Below are 18,740 nucleotides of genomic sequence, written 5' to 3'. Positions count from 1 at the left end.
GATTCCTCAATCAAGCTTCCTGCAAGGCTTCTTCCAGGTCAGCCTTACGCTTGTCATAGACTTTCTTAAGTTCAGGCTTTTGTTGTGCTGTAGCGGCCTTGTAGGCGGTCCTAAACACGCCTTGTAGGCTTTCGAGGGAATCGCTTTCTCGCAACGCAACGATTGCGTCGTCCAAATTCAGACGCGGCTTGCCATCTTCGTGGGCTTTCGGCGTGACCGTATGCGTCTCTCCATCGGCGTCCGGATTCCCCTCTGTGGGGATAGCGAATGTCTGGAACGCAGCATATTTGTATGCCGCGCTCATCGCCTTGTTAGTGGCTTTATCGCCGCTGTCCATTGCTTCGCCGTATGTGCGAACGACGCACTTGCTGCCATCCTCAGCACACACGAAATCGAATTCGGCTTCGACGGTGACGTAGAAAAGGACGCCACCCTTGGCCGTCTGACGCTCCTCGCAAGATCTCGAGAGCATGCGCGGCAGAATGCACAGCCCGTTTTCGGCGAGTAGCGGGGAAAGAGCGTTGTACACGTCGTCAATCCCTCGGAACTGGTAACCCTGCTGCTGGTTGCGACGATCCTTGCTGATCCCGGTCTCCGAAAGTGCCTTCTGGACCTTGTTGATCGCCTGATACACCTTGTTCGTTGTTGTCATGATTTACCCCAAGCTCGAATTCCTCACGTTGGCCGACCTCGGCCCACCATTGCGCGTCCATGTCATACCTCAAGCCATCCGGGTACCAACGTTGTTGTAAAGGCCCTTGGCCGGCGCGTGCGACTTGTGGAGCATCCAGTTGTTGCCGAGGGCTTTTTTCGACTTCTGAGCTAGTCCAGCGAGCCAGCATTCTTTGCGTTCTGCATCCGTCAGCATCGAGCGGTCGAACTGGAGCAAGTCGAAATTCTTCGGAAAGGTACGAGCGTTCATTTGAAACTCCCGAATGTCAGATATTCGAAGGCGTCAAGGCACTGAGCAGCGACACCAACTAGAGAAAAAAAGGCGACGAGAAGCAGGAACCCTGCGTAGACGATGGACGTTCCGTGCGACACCTTGAACTGCGGGCAATCCGCAGAGCAATGCCCCGCTTGGCTGCAACGGATGCAGTGGTCAGCATTCAATTCCGCACCTCGTCTTCCAAGAAAACGTTGATCTCGGCCTCAAACGCAGACGACAGCAATTCGCCAGCGCGGTTGGCGTCCTGGCGGATAAGCGCACTCTGCAATTCGCAATACGCACCATAGTTCGCATCGAGAAGGCGCTGAAGGGCAGCGATCGCGTCAGCAGATTCCGCGGCACGTTCTCGCGCAGCCACCAACAGGTCGGCGGCATCTTGTTGGCGCACGTATGCGCCGAGATCCTGCGTAGCAATGCAGGGAAGAGGTGCATTCATGGTGTTTTCCTCCGCGAGACGTTGGGAGAAATGGATGAATTACTGAATTGACAATCTGCGGACGGCCACCGCGCGCAACTCGGTGAACTGGAAGTCGCCGTAGTACTGGAAACCACTGGTGAAGTACTGACACCAGGCGAAGCCGTCTTCAGTCGCGTGCTTCTGATTCGACCAGTACGCACGCTTCTCGAATCTTCCGGCGTGGTTTGCGTAGAGCAACGCTTGCTCGACACGGCTAGGAAGATCACCACCGATCGACGCCGCCCAGCACATGGCTTCTTCCAACGTCTTTTCGACATCGCCCGGTAGAAGAACGATGTGATGGCTAGTGCCATCGGCGTTGGTAATCGAGCCGATGTAGGTTTCACCTTCTGCCAGAGCGATACCTTGCTTGTTCACCTGCTGGCTCGTGCCAAGCGTCTTGGCGATAAACGCCTCAAGAAGTTCCTGCTTCGGCACTGTCAACTGAGCCGAACCAATCGCAAACGTGATGCTGTCTCGTGCAGTCATGGATATCTCCTCGTGTATATGGCGCGGCTCTCGGATGAAAGCCGCCTCAGATACAGCTCACGCAGTGCCCCGGCTACTCCCGGCCTAACCGGCTCCGGGGCGCCTGCGTTCTTTCGTGGGGCGTCATGCACTCACCGGTAGCCAACTTCGGCCCAGCGCGGTGTGCATGTCCCACGTAACGACCTGATGTAGGCCGTGTGGCGAGTCCCCGGAGGGGAGGCCACGTCTTCAGTTGTTAAGGAGCGATCCGGTGTTCGGGAGGCGCAGCGATGTGCTGCGTTGGATTGAAGTATAGAAAATCTGAACCATTTGAGTCAAGAGAAACTGTACGTTGTGCTGAAAAAATGTACCTATTGAATTTTATTTTCAATAGATTTAATTATTTTGATGTAAAAAAACCCGCCGAAGCGGGTTTGAGTGGGGGGGGGCTTGAGTTATCTAAGGCTGGCCTTAGCTCGGATCTCTTGATCCGCACATTCCAACAGAACCACGTAGCTTCCGCCTGCCGCATCTGAAAGCGTTTGGCAGTAATTCCAGATGCGCTGTTCTGGGTTGAGCTTTATTAGGGCACGTGCGGCCGCAGTCTCTTGAGTGCGGCATTCTGCTTCGACTGCATAGCTTCCGCCTGCCGAAGCAGATACGTTGGAGCAGTACTTCTTAATCAACTCGTTCCCGCTCAGTTGCTCAGCGAATGAGGCATTGCAGGCGAGGGCAAGAAAGCCGCCCATGACGAAGCGACGCATGTTATTCAGCATATAGGTCGACATAAATCGGCTGATTGATCTTTATCGCAGCATGTTTTCTCTGCGCTCGATGCATACCCCAATGATGTGAAGATGATCTTTCTCGCTGTGAAGCGTTGGGTAATCGTCGTTTAGCGGAACGAGTTCGAAGATATCGTTTCCATGCACGTCTACGCCACGCGGGCGGTACTTCTTGAACGTCGCCTCTTCGCTGGTGTTTTTCGCGACAACAAACTGACCTGGCTTAGGCCGTAGTTCCGGGTCAATGATCGCAAGATCGCCTTCGAAAAATCTCGGCTCCATCGAGTTTCCCCGGATTCTCAGGCCGAAGGTACGCGGCGAGCAGGGAATGGCGACCTCGATGACTTCGAAACCGCCTCCTAAGGAGAACGGATCTACGACCTCGACCATTAATCCCGCCTGAACGTAACTTATGACAGGAATCTTCCGAGAGTTTGGCGTCGGCGCCACGAACTCCACGTTGGAGTGCGCCAGCTGTTGAAAGCCAGGAATTGGGACCGCGTAGCCACTAATCCGTGCAATTTCCTTTATTTGGGCAAACCCGGGCTCATGTCGTCCGTTTTCCCAGCCGGACACATTGCTTTTCGTTTTTCCTAGCTTTTCCGCCAACTGCTCTTGCGTGAGTTTGGCGGCTTCGCGGCTTGCGCGTACCCATTGGCTGATGTCCATCGAGCGAGTGTAGAGAAAATCTCTACTCCAAAGGTCAATAAATTCTTGACTTTCCATGTGCAGAATTTCTATACTTTGCTTCATGGAAAAACCTCTCGACAAGGCGATTCGCATCGTCGGATCCGCAACCAAGCTGGCAAGCGCTCTTGGCGTTACCAAGAGTGCCGTAGGTCAATGGGGAGAAGAAGGGCGGCGCGTCCCGGCTGAGCATTGCCCTGAAATTGAGCGCCTTACCGATCACTCGGTCCTTTGCGAAGAGCTGCGCCCCGACATTAACTGGATGGTCGTGAAAGAGCGCCTCCGATCGCGCCCCAGCGCTCCACAAGAGGGCGCGGGGGCCGCAAGTGATCCGGGGGTAGTCGCAGCGTAGGTTCATTTGTTAAGCCGTCTGAAGGTTGGACGGCTTTTATTTGGCCCTTTGGCCAACCGGTAATTCAACCGGTAATCCGATGAAAAGTCCCTATCAGGGAGCCGCAAATGCAGCAACAAGAAGACCAACAAAGTCGCGCCAGCAAAGGGATTGATCGAATCAATCTCGATTTGTCGTCCCCCACGAAGGTGTTTGTTCCGCAATCCGACGTCGATTCCTGCTCGAGCTATCGCGAGGCAGTTCGATTGGCTTGGGAGCGCCGTGCGCAGAAGGGCATGACGCAAAGCCTTCTCGCATCGTTTTGCGATCTATACGCCCCTCATGTCTCTGACTACCTCTCGAAAGATGTTGTTGACGCCAAAGGCGGTCGCCGCCGTGAGTTGCCGGCGGAAAAGATTGATGACTTTGAGCGAGTGGTAGGCAATCGCGCCGTATCTCAGTACCTGATGCGCAAAGCGATGCTGACGATCATGGAAGAGGTGATCGCGGCGAGGACGGCATGACGGAAGACGAAGCCCTCAAGAAAGCGCGAGAGGCGATGGTGCGGGCCGTGAATCTATTCGGGATTGACCAGGCCGCGATTCAGAGATCACTCGATGCGCAGGCACGGCGTGATCCGGCGTTGAAAGATGCATTTGCCATTACCGGTCGAGTGCTCATCCAATCCGAACAGCACGAAAAGCACTGACCATCATGCTCGATCTCATCGTCGCATCCGTCCCGCTTCTAGCTATTGCCATCCCAACCCACTTGATGTTCTGGAGATAAGTCTTGGCCGCTCTATACCGCGAGTTCCGCATTGATCGCCGAGGCGTCCTCCCGAACCTGATCGCGTTCGTGAAGGCGAATGCGCTTGCCTGTTCCGAGCGTGGCGAGCCCATTCGTCTGATCGTGACGACAGACGAGAAGAAGCGCAACGCGGAACAGAACCGGTTCTATTGGGGCGTCGCACTGCGCGATGTCTCTGAACAGGCGTGGGTCGACGGAAAGCAGTTCGACAAGAACACCTGGCACGAGTACTTCGCGCGCATGTTCGGTGTATGCGACGAAGTCACATTGCCGGATGGCGAGATTATCACGCGCCGCAAGTCGACCACGCAGATGTCAGTAGGCGAGTTTTCTGCCTATATGGAGCGTGTGCAGGCGTGGGCTTCTAACAATCTCGGCGTGGAGTTCGATCGATGAAAGGCCGTGCTCCCACCATCAAGCAAAAGCATTTCCACGACGATCTTTGCCGGCACGTTGGCTGCGTCGCATGCCGCTTCGAAGGCGGTTTCAACGATTACGTTTCAGTGCATCACATTGATGGGCGAACCAAGCCAGAGGCGCATTGGCTCGTGCTGCCGCTTTGTGGGGCCCATCACCAGGACAACGGCACGGCGGTGGCCGTCCACCCTTACAAGGCCCGCTTCGAGGAGCGCTACGGCGCGCAGATGGATTTGCTGCGCTGGTGCATCGAGTGGCTACAGCAACGAGACATGGAAGTCCCTGACGGCGCTTTGACCGCTGCCGGGATGATCGGGAGCACGTAATGACCGATAAGACCAACGACGCAGCAGAAAAGCGCATGTTCATCGAGCGTCAGATGTCGAAGAACATCGGCCGACTCAAAACGCCTCAGGCAAAGCGGGTGCAGGCCCACAAGCTGATTCAGTCGCTCGTCATGGGCATGAAGGGGGCGCGCCATGCGTGAGTATGGCAAGGTCAGCCCGCAATTTTGGATTGGCACGACTGGCAAGGCATTGCGTAAGCATGGCGTCGAGGCTCAGCTTGTTGCGCTCTATCTCATGACGAATCCGCACGCGAACATGCTTGGGCTTTATTACCTGCCGACCATGTTCATTGCGCACGAGACCGGCATGGGCTTAGAAGGGGCTTCGAAGGGGCTATCAAGCGCCATAGAAGCAGGGTTTTGCTCATATGACGAGGCGTCGGAGGTGGTGTGGATACATGAAATGGCCTCATACCAGGTAGGCACGTCACTAAAAGCAGCCGATCTGCGTGTCAAGGGAGTACAGAACGAATATGACTCGCTCCCTGAGAACCCTTATCTGGCGGTCTTCTATGGGAAATATCGAGACGCATTCCACATGTCATCTTGCCGCGGGTCGACATACGAATGTGAAGCCCCTTCGAAGCCCCTTCTAAGCCAAGAGCAGGAGCAGGAGCAAGAGCAGGAACATAACAACAACCCTGACGGGTTGTTTGTCGACAGCGATGCTGACGACCTGTCCCACGGACGACCGAAGTCCGAAAGTACCGACGCACAGACGTCTGGTAAGCCTTCCTGCCCGCACCAGCAAATCATCGCGCTCTACCACGAGCTTTTGCCTGCCAACCCATTGATTCGCGACTGGACGCCTGCCAGGGCAGCGCACCTTCGCACTCGATGGGCTGAGGACGACAAGCGGCAGAAGCTCGAATGGTGGCGTCGATTCTTTGCCTACATCGCTGACTCGGAGTTTCTGACCGGGCGATCAACGGGCAAAAGTGGGAAGCCATTCACACCTGGGCTGGACTGGATCGTGAAGGCGGAGAACTTCGCCAAGATCCGCGAAGGCCGATTCCATGACCAGGAGGCCGCATGAGCGCTGCCGACATTTCGCGGGCTATCCCGCAATCAATCGAGTCCGAGCAGGCGGTAATCGGGGCTTTACTGTTCGACAACGATGCCATTGACCGGATTGGAGAGCTGAAGACCGAGCACTTTTACCGCGGCGACCATCGGGCGATCTTCTCCGAAATCACGAAGCTGATCGGTGCAAACCGGCCTGCGGACGTGTTCACAGTGTTCGAGAGCTTGGGCGATCGCGCTGTGGATCTCGGGGGAATGCAATATCTCGACCAGCTTGCTCGCAACGTGCCGGGAAGCGCAAACATCGCTCGCTATGCCGAAATCGTTCGTGACCGGGCGATGAAGCGCGGCCTGTCGAGCCTGGGGTCGATGCTGCAGGACATGGCATTCAACCCCGACGGCGCCAGTGCGGCGGAACTTGCCGAACGTGCCTATGCGCAACTTGAGGCATTTTCGGCTAACGATGATCGCGACGACATGGTCGGCATCGAGTCTGCGATGACGGAGTACGTCGAACTACTCGACCGTCAGCACGAGGGTCAGATTGTCGCGACGCCCACAGGCTTCACTGAGCTTGACGACAAGCTCGACGGTGGCATGAACGGCGGCGATCTGATCATCGTCGGTGCACGGCCATCGATGGGTAAGACGGCATTTGCGATGGGGATCGGGCGCAATGTGGCAGAAGGTAAGGCCGTCGGGGTGTTCTCGATGGAGATGCCGCGAAAGCAACTCATGCGCCGCTTGGTGGCTTCTCTCGGCGGGATCCCGATGGGCATCTTGGGAGACCCGCGCCGCATGAGTGACGAGCACTGGCCGAAGCTGACTCATGCAATGCAGCGTGCCAAAGATTTGCAGTTTTTCATCGATGACCGGCCGGCACGCACCTTGGGTGAAATCCGCGCCCGATGCCGCACTCTGAAGCGCAAGCATGGCTTGGGCCTTGTCATCGTCGATTACCTGGGGCTCATGGGCGGTGGGGAAGGGGATAACCGAACACAACAGGTCGGTGCTAACTCGCGCGGTCTAAAGGTGCTGGCGAAGGAACTGGACGTGCCTGTGATCGTGCTGGCGCAACTGAATCGCGGGCTGGAAAGCCGCCCCAACAAGCGCCCAATGATGAGCGATCTGCGCGACTCGGGGGAAATCGAGCAGGACGCTGATACGGTCATGTTCCTTTACCGGGATGAGGTCTACAACCCCGACTCTCCCGACAAGGGCGTCTGCGAAATCATCATCGCCAAGCAGCGCAACGGTGAGACCGGCCATATCGCGCTCGGCTATCAAGGAATGTTCACGCGCTTCACGGATATAGATGTCGGTCGCGAGTATGGGCGCCGACCAGAGCCAACGAAGCGCAGCCGGGGATTTGAGGGATGAAAAGCCTCTCACTTGAACTGCCAATGCCTCCAAGCGCAAACCGTATTTGGCGAAATGGTGCAGGCCGCAATTACCGATCGGCCGAATACATGCGGTTCATTCGTGCGGTCAGCGTGGCTGTGGTGGCCGCTGGTGCTCCGACCTTTGGAGATAAGCGGTTGGAGGTGCATATCCGGCTACATCCCGCTACGCGCGCTAGGCAGGACATCGACAACCGCGTGAAGGCTTGCCTGGATGCGCTGACTCATGCCGGCGTAATGGATGACGATTCTCAGGTTGATGTGCTCGTCGTAGATCGTGGACCAGTTGTGAAAGGAGGCAAATCGATCGTTCGACTGGCAGTTTTCGATCCGGCTGCTGAGGCAGTCGAATATCTGATGCGAGGGTGATATGGGACGACAAGCAACCATCTGGACGCAGGAGCGCAAGGACGAGTTGAAACGTCATTGGGAGGCTGGCATGCCGCATAGCGAACTTTCGAGGCTGTATCCTGGGTATTCTCCTCGCTCGCTGGCGAACCAGGCATTGCAAGTCGGTGCCCACCGTCCCGAGAAACAGGACACTGCGCGCACACGAATTCTCCGCCATCTACAGGAGCAGCCCAACCAGACCGTTGTGGATGTGACGCGTGTGATGCCATTCTCGGCGGACCACGTTCGCGGCGTTATGCGCGCGCTGCACGCCGACGGCGAGATTCGGATTGTTGACTACGGTCGTGGTGCCAGCCACGTCTATGCCTACGGGGGCGGTCCGGATATGACGCTTGAAGAATGGCGGGCAGGTAAAGCGGCGACAAAGGCCTCGGCGAAAAGGAAGCCAAAACGCAAACGAGCCGTCTCGTTCAACGAGGCGCGGGTGATCTATAGCGTGGCGACTGCGGGAGCTTTCCCCGTACATCGCGACCATACGGTTGCTGCGTTGTTTGGCAGTCCTTGATCGGCACGCAAAGAAGAATTCAAATCATCAACTGAATAGGGTGGCACTGATGACGCTAGACGAGCGACTGGATAACTGGGGTAAAGCGAACAGGGTGGGCGGCCCTCGGCCGGGTTACTGCGCGCCCTGGGCGAAGCTGGCCGACGTCATCGCGAACGGCCGACAGAGCACGCCCATGGTTGTGTATGACGAGGCAGATGCAGAGCGTGTCACGCGTGCATGGCGTCGCCTTGGCGTGCTGCACCAGCGGTTGCTTAAGGCGCTGTACATCACGAACCTTCCGGTTGAGCTGATTTGCCGCAGGCTGGGAATCCGCCAGAGGCCGACGAGCATCTTTGACCTCGAACTTGCGCGCGCGAAAAATATGATGCGCCAGCACCTAGAGAAAATAGATACCGAAAAACTTGTAAACCGAGAAAACTCACCATATACTGACCAGGACAATTTGATTCCGGCCGAACTTGCCGAGACCGCAGCCTAAGGGGCTGCGCTCGCGCCGGAGAAATAGAAGCCCGCCATTGAGCGGGCTTTTTCCATTTCCGCGCAGATCGGCGTGCATCGGTCGCTTCGTCCGACAGGGCATAGACCAAACATCCGCGCCACTGCCCGGGCCAGCCGGCTAGTGCCCGACTCTTTCTCGAATAACCCCGGCAGCGCGCTACGTGTCGCTCCCCATACCTCCTTGTGGGGGAATGGCGGCGGGAGCGCGTGCATCACTTCATCGGATCAATCATGGCGCAAGCAAAGAAGGCGGCGCCGGACTGGGAGCGCATCGAAGCGGATTACCGGGCCGGCGTGTTGTCGGTTCGCGAGATCGCCGTCGCTCAGGGTATTTCCCACACCGCAATCAACAAGCGGGCGAAGGGCGATGGATGGGAACGAAATCTCGCCAAGCGCATACAGGACAAGGCTGACGCTCTAGTTTCCAAGCGCGAAGTTTCCAGTCGAGTTTCCACGGAAACCTCTTTTTCCGACCGGGTGATCGTTGAGGCAAATGCCGAGGTGATTGCCGGGATTCGGATGGCTCACCGACAGGACATCGCCCGGTCACGCCGGGTGGCAATGTCGCTGCTCGATGAGCTGGAAGTCGTCACCGAGAACCGCGCGCTGTTTGAAGAGCTGGGTGAGCTTCTGCGCCGCGAAGACGAGCGCGGCAACGACCGGCGCAACGACATTTACAACAAGGTCATTTCGAGTGCGGGCCGCGTGTCGAGCATGAAACAGCTCGCGGACACGCTCAAGACGCTGGTGGGTCTGGAGCGAGAGGCGTACGGCATCGGTGCCGAGCTTCCGCCGGACAACCCAGCACCATCCGGACTTGGTCATTTCTATGGAGAGCTTGACGCAGCGGCCGACGCTTAATCCCGCCTTGCGTGAGTTCTGGCAACAGCCGGCGCGCAACCGTGTGCTGTATGGCGGCCGGGCCTCATCGAAATCTTGGGATGCCGCAGGATTTGCGACGTTCCTGGCGCATAACTACAAGCTGCGCGTGCTCTGTGTGCGGCAGTTTCAGAACAAGATCGAGGAGTCGGTCTACACGCTGCTCAAACACCAGATCGAGCGGTTCGGCTTGCGTGATCATTTCCGCGTGCTGGACAACAAGATCATCGGGCGAAAGAGTGGCAGTGAGTTCATGTTTTACGGTCTGTGGCGCTCAATCGACGAAATCAAGTCGCTTGAGGGTGTTGACATCCTCTGGATTGAGGAAGCGCACAACCTGACAGAGACGCAATGGAAGACCTTGGAAGCTACCATCCGTAAGGCTGGTTCGCAGATATGGGTGATCTTCAATCCGCGATTAGCGACCGACTTCGTCTACAAGCGGTTCGTCCTGAACCCGCCGCGCAAAACTGTCGTCAAGCGCATCAACTTCGACGAGAACCCGTTCCTGTCGAAAACGATGCTGGATGTAATCAGTGCTGCGAAGGATGAGGACTACGCTGAGTTCGAGCATATCTACCTCGGCGTGCCGAAGGACGACGACGAGGGAACCGTCATTAAGCGGTCGTGGATCATGGCCGCGATAGATGCCCACGAGGCTCTTGGATTTGAGCCTTCTGGCCGGAAGCGCCTGGGCTTCGACATCGCCGATAGCGGGTCCGACAAGTGTGCGAATGTCTTTGCACACGGCTCTGTCGTGAGTTGGGCTGACGAGTGGAAGGCCGGCGAGGACGAGCTACTGCAAAGCTGTTCGCGGGCTTATGCAGCAGCCAAGGATAGAGGGGCCAGCATTACCTACGACTCGATCGGGGTTGGGGCTAGTGCCGGCGCGAAGTTTGCAGAAGTGAACGCCGCGCGTCGCACTGAAGGCGAAAACCTCATGATCACCTACGAGAAATTCAACGCAGGTTCGGCTGTATGGGATCCTGACCGAAAGTACCAGCCGAACGTGACCAACAAGGACATGTTCGCCAACCTGAAGGCCCAGACGTGGTGGATGGTGGCGGACCGATTCCGCAACACATTCAATGCGGTACGCCGCGGCGAGCACTTCGAGCCTGATGAGCTAATCAGCATCTCCAGTGATACGCCACACCTTGAGCGCTTGATAGACGAACTATCTACGCCTAAGCGCGACTACGACCAAAACGGACGTGTGAAGGTAGAGAGCAAGAAGGACCTCGCGAAGCGCGAGGTGCCGTCGCCAAACTTGGCCGACGCCTTCGTAATGTGCTTCTCGCCTGGTACGGACGCCATTGATATGTGGGCCAAGTTGGCCGGATAGACAACGGAATTTCTGGCCCCATGAAACGAAAGGACCGAAAACTGGCTCGCGCGCCTGTCGCGGCCGTGCCTGTGCGCGCCATCCAACAGGCCCAAAGCGGAAAGCGTTGGGCATCCGGTGACTCGTTCCAGAACTTCGAGGCCCGTGTTGGGCTGGGCACGAATAACCAGGCGTCGCAGTACTCGTACGGCTTCGACTTCATCTCGCGCAACCGCGTGCAGCTCGAGGCAATGTATCGGTCCTCGTGGATCGTCGGCGCGATGGTGGACACCGTCGCCGACGACATGACGCGCGCAGGCATCGAGATCGGTTCTCAGCTTGATCCCGACGACAAGGACAAGCTGAACAACGCGATCGAGCGCATGTCCCTGTGGGACCGTCTGAACGAAACCGGCAAGTGGTCGCGCCTGTATGGCGGCGCGATTGCCGTGATGTTGATTGACGGTCAGAACGTGAGCACGCCGCTGCGTCCCGACCGCATCGCGCCAGGACAGTTCAAGGGGCTGTATGTGCTTGACCGCTGGCTGGTGCAGCCGTCGCTCACGGACCTAGTGACTGAGCTGGGCCCTGACATGGGCATGCCGAAGTACTACAGCGTGGTGGCCGACAGCATGGCGCTCACGCGCCAGCGTATCCACTACAGCCGCGTGCTTCGCATGGACGGCGTCGAGTTGCCGTACTGGCAGAAGATCGCCGAGAACCTGTGGGGCCAGTCCGTCATCGAGCGCCTTATCGACCGCCTAGTGGCGTTCGACAGCACGACGGCCGGCGCGGCGCAGTTGGTCTACAAGGCCCACTTGCGCACGCTGAAGGTCGAAGGGCTGCGTGAAATCATCGCGGCAGGCGGCCCGGCGATGGAAGGGCTGATCAAGAACGTCGACATGATTCGCCGCTTTCAGTCGAATGAGGGGATTTCTCTCATCGACGCGAAAGACGACTTGCAGGTCGACCAGTACAGCTTCAGCGGACTCGACAACGTGCTGCTGCAGTTCGGGCAGCAGTTGTCCGGCGCGACGCAGATCCCGCTCGTTCGCCTTTTCGGTCAGTCGCCCGCCGGGCTCAGCGCCACGGGCGAATCCGACCTGCGCAACTACTACGACGGTATCGCCCAGCAGCAAGAGCGGAAGCTGCGCAACCCGATTACGCGTCTGCTCGATGTGCTGATCCGCTCGGAACTAGGTGTCGAACCTCCCGACGGTTTCTCGTGGGAATTCCGCCCGCTGTGGCAGATGACTGCGCCGGAAAAGGCCGATACGGCCGGCAAGGTTATCGGCGCTGTGGTCGACGCCGTGGATGCCGGCCTTATGACGCAGGCCGGCGGCATGAAGGAAATCCGCGCGTCGGCCCACACTACAGGCGTCGGCACGAGCATTACGGACGAGCAGATCGAAGACGCCGACGACGAACCACCGCCGGCCGCCGAACGGAACCTACCCGACGATGCAGCGGACCCGAACGCAGGACCGAACTCGCAAGAGCCGCCGGAATCCGGTGAAGGCAAGGGCGGCCGAGGGACGGTACCGAACCCGGCTACGAAAGATCGCCAAGCAGGTGGGCGATTTGGTAAATGGCTTTCCGGCTGGCGATCCTGAGCACGCCCCGACGATCGAGCAACTGTTGAGGCGGTACGCCGAAGCCCTGACGCCTTGGGCAGAGCGCACCGCCGCCACGATGCTCGAAGACGTGAACCGTCGGGACGCGCAGGCGTGGGCCGAACATGCGGAAGAAATGTCCCGCGCGCTCAAGGTTGAGCTGCGTACCGCGCCGACCGGCGAGGCCATGCAAGCGCTGATGGCCGAGCAGGTGACATTGATCAAGTCGATCCCCCTCGACGCCGCGCAGCGCGTGCATCGCCTGACTATCGAGGGTCTTGAAGACGGTACGCGCGCGCGCGAAATCTCGGCAGAGATCCAACGATCCGGCGACGTGGCGAAGAGCCGCGCCGACCTGATCGCCCGCACCGAGGTGGCACGCAGCGCTTCGACGCTGACACAGGCGCGTGCGCAGCATGTTGGGTCCGAGGGGTACATCTGGCGCACGGCCGGCGACGGCGATGTGCGGCACTCGCACGCTGAGATGAACGGCAAATACGTCCGGTGGGATTCGCCGCCGACGCTCGACAAGATGACCGGCCACGCCGGGCAGTTCCCAAACTGCCGGTGCTATCCGGAACCAGTAATTCCCGAGGATTGACGCATGGCAATGCGCTTTTACACCGTCCAGAATCTGGGGCCGAAGCGCTCGCTCACGCCTGAAGGGTTCCTGCTCTGCGAAGACGTACCCGTCGCGCGCACCGGCGAGATGCTATACGCGTCGGGCGAAGTGCCGGTCGAGGCCGGACTCGACGGCTTGATTCGTATCAGTCGAACGCCCGACGAGGTCTTCCGGGACGCCACGATGGCCAGTTGTATGGGCAAGGACATCACGCTTGACCATCCGGGCGACTTCGTTGAACCGGCGAACTACTCTGGCCTGACGCAAGGCGTGATGCTCAACCCGCGACGAAGCGCGTCGGAACCCGACCTGCTTGTTGCAGACCTGCTGATCAAACGGCCGGATGCAATCAAGGCCGTGCAGGACGAAGAAATCGAAGAAGTCAGCCTGGGATACGAGGCTGACTATGAGCAGGTATCACCCGGCCGCGGGGTTCAGCGGAACATCGTTGTCAACCACGTAGCCATCGTCCCGCGCGGCCGCTGCGGCCCGCGCTGCGCGATCGGAGATAAGGAACCAGAGATGAAGACGAAAGACAGCAAGCCCAAGAAGCGCACCTGGCTCGACCGCGTGCGCACCGCGTTCAAGGCACAGGATGCCGAGGCCCTCGAAGAAGCCCTCGAAGAAGGCCAGACGGCCGACGAGGACGAGCCCGAGACGGAAGAGGAGCGCAAGAAGCGCGAAGCCGAAGAGAAGGACGGCAAGACCGGAGACGCACTCGGGCAGATCCTCAGGCGCCTCAAAGCTATGGATGCCGACATCCAAGAGCTGAAGAAGGCTGCCGCCGAAGATGATGACGAGGATGACGGTAGTCAAACCGGCGACGAGGGTGATTTGACCAACCCTGTGCCTGCCAAGAAAACCAGCGAGGAAGGTGTCGAACTGTTCACCGGCGATTCCGCCGCACACATCATGGCGCGCGCCGAGATCCTGTCGCCGGGCATCAAGCTGCCGACGCTCGACGCGAAGATGAACACAAAGGACCGGGCCGCGGCGCTGTGCAAGTGCCAGCGGAAAGCGCTCGACAACGCCTACCAGACCGAAGCCGGCAAGGCCGCGATCGATCCTTTCCTGGCCGGTCGCACGGCGGACTTCGACGCGATGCCGATGGCCAGCGTGCACGCGACCTTTACCGGCGCGGCTGAGCTGATGAAGGCCCGCAACAACGGCGGCAGCGGCACCGGCAAGGTCGCCACGCGCGACTTTGGCACGCGCAAATCGGTGGCCGACATCAACGCGGCCAACCGCAAGTTCTGGGACCGTCAAGGTTCCGCCTCGTAAAGGGAATCCCGAACATGAGCAACGCAATCCTGTATCGCATGCCTTCGGGCATCCCGGGCGACGTTTCGCGCCCGTCGCAATCGACCATCGAACCCGCAACGTTCGATTCGGCGAATCCGTTCGCCTCGTACGGCATCCCCGTCAAGAAGGTCGGCGGCAAGATGCGCCCGCTGGCTGCTAGTGACACCGCCGATCTGATTGTCGGCTTCCTGGTGCGCCCGTACCCGACGACTGGCGGTGCTGGTTCCGAGCCGCAGGGCACGGCGACGCCGCCCACGAGCGGAATCGGCGACTTGATGCGCCGCGGCTATATGACCGTGCGCAACAACGCAGGGGCGCCCGCCGAAGATGGCGTCGTGTATGTGCGGGTGGCGGCCGCTGCTGCTGGCAAACCGATCGGCGGTATCGAAGCCGCTGCAGACAGCACGAACACTGTTGTTATCGTCGGCGCGAAGTTCAAGAACGCGGGCGATGCTAACGGCAACGTCGAAATCGAATACAACATCTGACGAGGACGGCAATGACCACTCATCACAAAACCCTGCTTGCCTCGGCGGCCGGTATCGCCATCGCACGCGCGCCTGGCATCATCCGTGCGCGCACGCGCGACGGCCTTCAGACCTACGACGCGCAGACCATCGACAGCACCGGCGCGTTCCTGATCGGCGAGCTGGAACGCCTCGACCCGGCGTTGCACGGCCCTCTGGCTTCGGTCACGTGGTCGCGCGACATCGACCTGCGTGAGGACGTATCGATCGCTGACGAGACGTCGTCGTTCACGAACTCGTCGTTCGCTGCCGCCGGCGGCGCATCGCCGAATGGCAAGTCGTGGATCGGCAAGGACGCGAACGCCATCGCGGGTATCGCGCTGGACATCGGCAAGACGGCGAACCCGTTGACGCTGTGGGGCATGCAACTCGGCTGGACGCTGCCGGAACTGGAATCAGCGCAGAAGCTCGGCCGCCCGGTGGACCAGCAGAAGTTCACCGGTATGCAGCTCAAGCACAACATGGACGTCGACGAGCAGGTGTACATCGGCGACGGTGTGGTTGGTGTGACCGGTCTGGTGAATCACGCTCTCGTGACAAACCTGACGAACGCGCAGACCGGCAACTGGGCAACTGCTACGCCCGACCAGATCCTCGCCGACGTCAATGAGCTGTTGTCGAGCACCTGGGCAGCCTCCGGCTACGCGATCTGCCCGGGCGAGTTCCGTGTGCCACCGGCGAAGTTCAGCTTGCTGGTCAGCGCGAAGGTAAGCAGCGCAGGCAATATCAGCGTGCTTGAATACCTGAAGCAGAACACGATTTCGAACTCGATCAACGGTCGCCCGCTGAACATCCAGCCGCTCAAGTGGCTGTATCAGCGTGGCACGGCGAACGCGGACCGCATGGTGGCTTACACCAAGGAACAGGACAAGATCCGTTTCCCGATGGTGCCGTTGCAGCGCACGCCGCTCGAGTATCGCGATATTCGCCAGCTCGTGACGTACTACGGTCGTCTGGGGGCAGTCGAACTCGTGTACCCGGAAACCGTCGGCTACCGCGACGGCATCTGACTAGGGGAAACCATGCCGAAGATCTACGTAAAGAAGGCTTTCACCCTGAACGCAGGTAGCGAGCCGAAGCAGTTCGCTGTGGGCAACCACAGTGTTTCGGCGGAAGTTGCCGACCACTGGTTCGTCAAGGCACACGTCGGTGAACCAGAGCCCGCCAGTGAAAGCGAAAAAGCCGCCGATGAGCTGCTCGCCGATCTGGCGAAGCGGGAAAAGGCGCTGACCGAGCGCGAACTGGCCGCCGATGAGCGCGACGCCGATCTGGCGAAACGCGAGGAAGCGGTAGCGGCCCGCGAGAAGGTCGCCGAGCAGGCTGCAGTCGAGGCGGCAGCGGCTGCCAAGGCTGCTCCCACTGCCAAGAAGTGAGGGGTATGATGCCCTTCACCGGGCATCATTCTTCAGCTTATGACACCTACCGACTTCCGATCGTACTTCCCTGAGTTCTCGGACACGGCCAAGTACCCCGACAGCCAGGTCGAATTCTGGATGGTTGTCGCGGTGTCGCTCGTCGACCCTGATCGCTGGGGTGTACTGGCGGATCAGGGCGTCTGCCTGGTTACAGCTCACCATCTGGTGGTTGCCAATCAGGACCAGACGGTTTCCGCCGCTGGGGGCATCCCCGGCGAGGTCAAGGGCGCTACCGCTTCAAAGTCTGTCGACAAAGTCAGTGTCGGCTACGACACCAAGTCGGTCACGATCGACGGCGTGGGGTTCTGGAACATGTCGAAGTACGGCATTCGCTATCTCACTCTCGCAAGAATGTTTGGCGCCGGCGGCCTGCAACTCTGACGCTCGTCCCGGCTGTCTGCCGGGAACTCATCATGCCATTCAAAATGCCCGTCGACCGCTTGGACGACGTGCTCAAGGCCATTGCTGGGATCGTCAACGAAGAAATTCTCGTCGGCATTCCGGCATCCACCGCCGACCGTAAGGACGGCGATGCGGGCCCGATCAACAACGCCGAGATCGGCTATGTCCAAGAGAACGGCTCGGCCGCGAACAACGTCCCGGCACGCCCGTTTCTTGTGCCTGGCGTAAAGAGCATTCAGGACCGCGCAGCAAAGGAACTCGGTGACGCTGCTGGGCTTGCGCTGGACGGGAAGCGCGATCTGGCGCTTCAGCGGATGGATCGAGTCGGTTTGCTCGGTGCCAGCACGGTGAAGGCCAAGATCGGCAGCAATATCCCGCCGCCGCTCAAGCCGGGCACGATACGCGAGCGCGCGCGGCAGCGCGGGACGGCCACTCGTCGCAAGGGTGAACAGGCGTACCTCGACATGGTCGACGCTGGCGCGCAGGCCGCTGGCATGAGTCTCGCCGAGATCCAATCTGCGGCCGGTATTGTCCCGCTGATCAATACCGGCCAGTTGCGCAATGCGATCACGTTCGTGCGTCGCAAAAAGAAGAGGTAGGCATGGCCTTACTCGACGTTACCGACGTCCTGTTCGATCCGGATTTCATGGACATCGGGCTGACGGTCACACGCAATGCGCAGGCCGTCGACGCCCGTGGCCGTGCGACCAACACGCCCACGCAGCAGGCGTTCTCGGGTGTCGTGACAAGCGACAAGGGCGACATCCTGCACCGGAACGCCGACGGCTCGAGAATCATCGGGTCCATCACCATCCACACGACGTTCCGCCTGACCGATGGCAGCGCCGGCTTTGACGCCGACGAGGTCACCTGGCAGGGACGCGTGTACACGGTCGTCAACGTCAACGACTACTCGCATTTCGGGCGCGGCTTCGTCTGCGCCACGTGCGACCTCAAACCGCTTTCGGGGTAACCCATGAACGACAGCTCGACCGGTGGCTTCCTGTCCCCTGTGCAGTCGACGCCGCCGATCGAGGATTCCGCGCTCGAGGACTTCTTGCAGACCATGATCGCGGGTATCACCGGACTCGATGGCCAGCTCGTACGACCATACCCGCAACCGACGGCGCCGAAGATTCCTGAGCCTGGCACGAACTGGTGCGGATTCACTGCGTCCGATTTCGAGCCGGACGCGAATGCAGGTCTGACTCACCAGCCAGCCGCCGACGGCAGCGATACCTACCTTCGGCACGAAGACATTGAGGTCAAGTGCCAGTTCTACGGCCCAAACGCCAGCCAGTACGCGCGCATTCTGCGCGACGGCCTGTTCGTGCCACAGAACCGTGAACAGCTTCAACTGAACGATTTCGGCCTGATCGATACATCGGGCATCGTCGGCGCACCTGACGTGGTCAACCAGCAGGTGCGGCGCCGCTACGACATCACCGTGCGACTGCGCCGCAAGGTGACGCGCACGTACCGCGTGCTCAACCTTCTATCCGCGCAGACGTCGACCACTACTGAGTAGGCCGACCCTCATACCTTTCACCAACGCAGAGGATCACC

Annotated in this window: 29 protein-coding genes; 23 read left to right on the top strand and 6 right to left on the bottom strand. The window is 59.4% G+C overall.

Going from position 1 to position 18,740, the window contains the following annotated elements; translation table 11 throughout:
- Positions 1-10: 10 nt before the first annotated feature.
- The 6 genes from OYT13_RS13985 to OYT13_RS13960 all read right to left on the bottom strand — a co-directional run bounded on the left by OYT13_RS13985 (position 11) and on the right by OYT13_RS13960 (position 3,412).
- A complete protein-coding gene (locus tag OYT13_RS13985; protein WP_268566434.1) occupies positions 11-652 on the bottom strand; it encodes an ERF family protein in 642 nt (213 codons plus the stop codon).
- 69 nt (positions 653-721) lie between these two features.
- Entirely contained in the window at positions 722-922 is a 201-nt protein-coding gene (locus OYT13_RS13980; RefSeq protein ID WP_268566433.1) for a hypothetical protein, read from the bottom strand.
- 187 nt (positions 923-1,109) lie between these two features.
- Positions 1,110-1,385, bottom strand: coding sequence for a hypothetical protein (locus OYT13_RS13975; RefSeq protein ID WP_268566432.1), 276 nt, complete (start codon positions 1,383-1,385; stop codon positions 1,110-1,112).
- A 39-nt stretch (positions 1,386-1,424) separates the two neighbouring features.
- A complete protein-coding gene (locus OYT13_RS13970) occupies positions 1,425-1,895 on the bottom strand; it encodes a DUF1566 domain-containing protein (protein WP_268566431.1) in 471 nt (156 codons plus the stop codon).
- Between the two features lie 434 nt (positions 1,896-2,329).
- Positions 2,330-2,662 carry a hypothetical protein gene (locus OYT13_RS13965; protein ID WP_268566430.1) on the bottom strand — a complete coding sequence of 111 codons (333 nt, stop codon included), beginning with the start codon at positions 2,660-2,662 and terminating at the stop codon, positions 2,330-2,332.
- Between the two features lie 18 nt (positions 2,663-2,680).
- Positions 2,681-3,412 (bottom strand): LexA family protein, encoded by a 732-nt coding sequence (locus OYT13_RS13960; RefSeq protein WP_268566429.1) that lies wholly within the window; start codon positions 3,410-3,412, stop codon positions 2,681-2,683.
- On the opposite strand from OYT13_RS13960, the gene OYT13_RS13955 reads away from it, so the two are divergent.
- From OYT13_RS13955 to OYT13_RS13845, 23 genes are all read left to right on the top strand, one after another.
- Complete coding sequence (locus OYT13_RS13955; RefSeq protein WP_327198096.1) at positions 3,384-3,698, top strand: transcriptional regulator; 315 nt, start codon at positions 3,384-3,386, stop codon at positions 3,696-3,698. The genes OYT13_RS13960 and OYT13_RS13955 overlap by 29 nt on opposite strands.
- Before the next feature lie 107 nt (positions 3,699-3,805).
- Positions 3,806-4,201: an XRE family transcriptional regulator gene (locus OYT13_RS13950; protein WP_268566427.1), complete on the top strand. Its 396-nt coding sequence runs from the start codon at positions 3,806-3,808 to the stop codon at positions 4,199-4,201.
- Entirely contained in the window at positions 4,198-4,386 is a 189-nt protein-coding gene (locus OYT13_RS13945) for a hypothetical protein (protein WP_268566426.1), read from the top strand. The genes OYT13_RS13950 and OYT13_RS13945 overlap by 4 nt, the downstream gene beginning before the upstream one ends.
- A gap of 83 nt (positions 4,387-4,469) precedes the next feature.
- Positions 4,470-4,883: a recombination protein NinB gene (locus OYT13_RS13940; RefSeq protein WP_268566425.1), complete on the top strand. Its 414-nt coding sequence runs from the start codon at positions 4,470-4,472 to the stop codon at positions 4,881-4,883.
- The gene (locus OYT13_RS13935) at positions 4,880-5,230 is read left to right on the top strand and encodes a Ref family recombination enhancement nuclease (protein WP_268566424.1); all 351 of its coding nucleotides are present in this window, start codon (positions 4,880-4,882) and stop codon (positions 5,228-5,230) included. Before OYT13_RS13940 ends, OYT13_RS13935 begins: the two co-directional genes overlap by 4 nt.
- Positions 5,230-5,391, top strand: coding sequence for a hypothetical protein (locus OYT13_RS13930; protein WP_268566423.1), 162 nt, complete (start codon positions 5,230-5,232; stop codon positions 5,389-5,391). Before OYT13_RS13935 ends, OYT13_RS13930 begins: the two co-directional genes overlap by 1 nt.
- A complete protein-coding gene (locus OYT13_RS13925) occupies positions 5,384-6,286 on the top strand; it encodes a hypothetical protein (protein ID WP_268566422.1) in 903 nt (300 codons plus the stop codon). The genes OYT13_RS13930 and OYT13_RS13925 overlap by 8 nt, the downstream gene beginning before the upstream one ends.
- A complete protein-coding gene (dnaB, locus tag OYT13_RS13920) occupies positions 6,283-7,653 on the top strand; it encodes a replicative DNA helicase (protein ID WP_268566421.1) in 1,371 nt (456 codons plus the stop codon). The genes OYT13_RS13925 and dnaB overlap by 4 nt, the downstream gene beginning before the upstream one ends.
- Positions 7,650-8,042, top strand: a complete 393-nt coding sequence (locus OYT13_RS13915) for a RusA family crossover junction endodeoxyribonuclease (protein ID WP_268566420.1) — start codon at positions 7,650-7,652, stop codon at positions 8,040-8,042. Before dnaB ends, OYT13_RS13915 begins: the two co-directional genes overlap by 4 nt.
- A 1-nt stretch (position 8,043) precedes the next feature.
- Positions 8,044-8,589, top strand: coding sequence for a hypothetical protein (locus OYT13_RS13910; RefSeq protein ID WP_268566419.1), 546 nt, complete (start codon positions 8,044-8,046; stop codon positions 8,587-8,589).
- A gap of 49 nt (positions 8,590-8,638) precedes the next feature.
- Complete coding sequence (locus tag OYT13_RS13905) at positions 8,639-9,070, top strand: hypothetical protein (protein ID WP_268566418.1); 432 nt, start codon at positions 8,639-8,641, stop codon at positions 9,068-9,070.
- A 251-nt stretch (positions 9,071-9,321) separates the two neighbouring features.
- Positions 9,322-9,951, top strand: a complete 630-nt coding sequence (locus tag OYT13_RS13900; RefSeq protein ID WP_268566417.1) for a hypothetical protein — start codon at positions 9,322-9,324, stop codon at positions 9,949-9,951.
- On the top strand, positions 9,920-11,314 hold the full coding sequence (locus OYT13_RS13895; RefSeq protein WP_268566416.1) for a PBSX family phage terminase large subunit: 1,395 nt from the start codon (positions 9,920-9,922) through the stop codon (positions 11,312-11,314). The genes OYT13_RS13900 and OYT13_RS13895 overlap by 32 nt, the downstream gene beginning before the upstream one ends.
- 20 nt (positions 11,315-11,334) lie before the next feature.
- Positions 11,335-12,906, top strand: coding sequence for a DUF1073 domain-containing protein (locus OYT13_RS13890; protein ID WP_268566415.1), 1,572 nt, complete (start codon positions 11,335-11,337; stop codon positions 12,904-12,906).
- Positions 12,875-13,507: a phage head morphogenesis protein gene (locus tag OYT13_RS13885; RefSeq protein WP_268567885.1), complete on the top strand. Its 633-nt coding sequence runs from the start codon at positions 12,875-12,877 to the stop codon at positions 13,505-13,507. Before OYT13_RS13890 ends, OYT13_RS13885 begins: the two co-directional genes overlap by 32 nt.
- A gap of 3 nt (positions 13,508-13,510) precedes the next feature.
- Positions 13,511-14,809: a DUF2213 domain-containing protein gene (locus tag OYT13_RS13880; protein WP_268566414.1), complete on the top strand. Its 1,299-nt coding sequence runs from the start codon at positions 13,511-13,513 to the stop codon at positions 14,807-14,809.
- Between the two features lie 14 nt (positions 14,810-14,823).
- Entirely contained in the window at positions 14,824-15,318 is a 495-nt protein-coding gene (locus tag OYT13_RS13875) for a structural cement protein Gp24 (protein ID WP_268566413.1), read from the top strand.
- A gap of 11 nt (positions 15,319-15,329) precedes the next feature.
- On the top strand, positions 15,330-16,367 hold the full coding sequence (locus tag OYT13_RS13870; protein WP_268566412.1) for a DUF2184 domain-containing protein: 1,038 nt from the start codon (positions 15,330-15,332) through the stop codon (positions 16,365-16,367).
- Between the two features lie 12 nt (positions 16,368-16,379).
- Positions 16,380-16,730 (top strand): STY1053 family phage-associated protein, encoded by a 351-nt coding sequence (locus OYT13_RS13865; RefSeq protein ID WP_268566411.1) that lies wholly within the window; start codon positions 16,380-16,382, stop codon positions 16,728-16,730.
- 39 nt (positions 16,731-16,769) lie between these two features.
- Entirely contained in the window at positions 16,770-17,153 is a 384-nt protein-coding gene (locus OYT13_RS13860; protein ID WP_268566410.1) for a DUF4054 domain-containing protein, read from the top strand.
- A gap of 68 nt (positions 17,154-17,221) precedes the next feature.
- A complete protein-coding gene (locus OYT13_RS13855) occupies positions 17,222-17,773 on the top strand; it encodes a hypothetical protein (protein WP_268567884.1) in 552 nt (183 codons plus the stop codon).
- Positions 17,774-17,775: 2 nt separating this feature from the next.
- Positions 17,776-18,147, top strand: a complete 372-nt coding sequence (locus tag OYT13_RS13850) for a hypothetical protein (RefSeq protein ID WP_268566409.1) — start codon at positions 17,776-17,778, stop codon at positions 18,145-18,147.
- 3 nt (positions 18,148-18,150) lie between these two features.
- Complete coding sequence (locus OYT13_RS13845) at positions 18,151-18,702, top strand: phage neck terminator protein (protein WP_268566408.1); 552 nt, start codon at positions 18,151-18,153, stop codon at positions 18,700-18,702.
- The last annotated feature ends 38 nt before the right edge of the window (positions 18,703-18,740 follow it).

The sequence above is a fragment of the Pandoraea sp. XJJ-1 genome, from assembly GCF_026802345.1.
Classification (GTDB): Bacteria; Pseudomonadota; Gammaproteobacteria; order Burkholderiales; family Burkholderiaceae; genus Pandoraea; species Pandoraea cepalis.
This window is presented reverse-complemented; position numbering and strand designations above follow the sequence as displayed.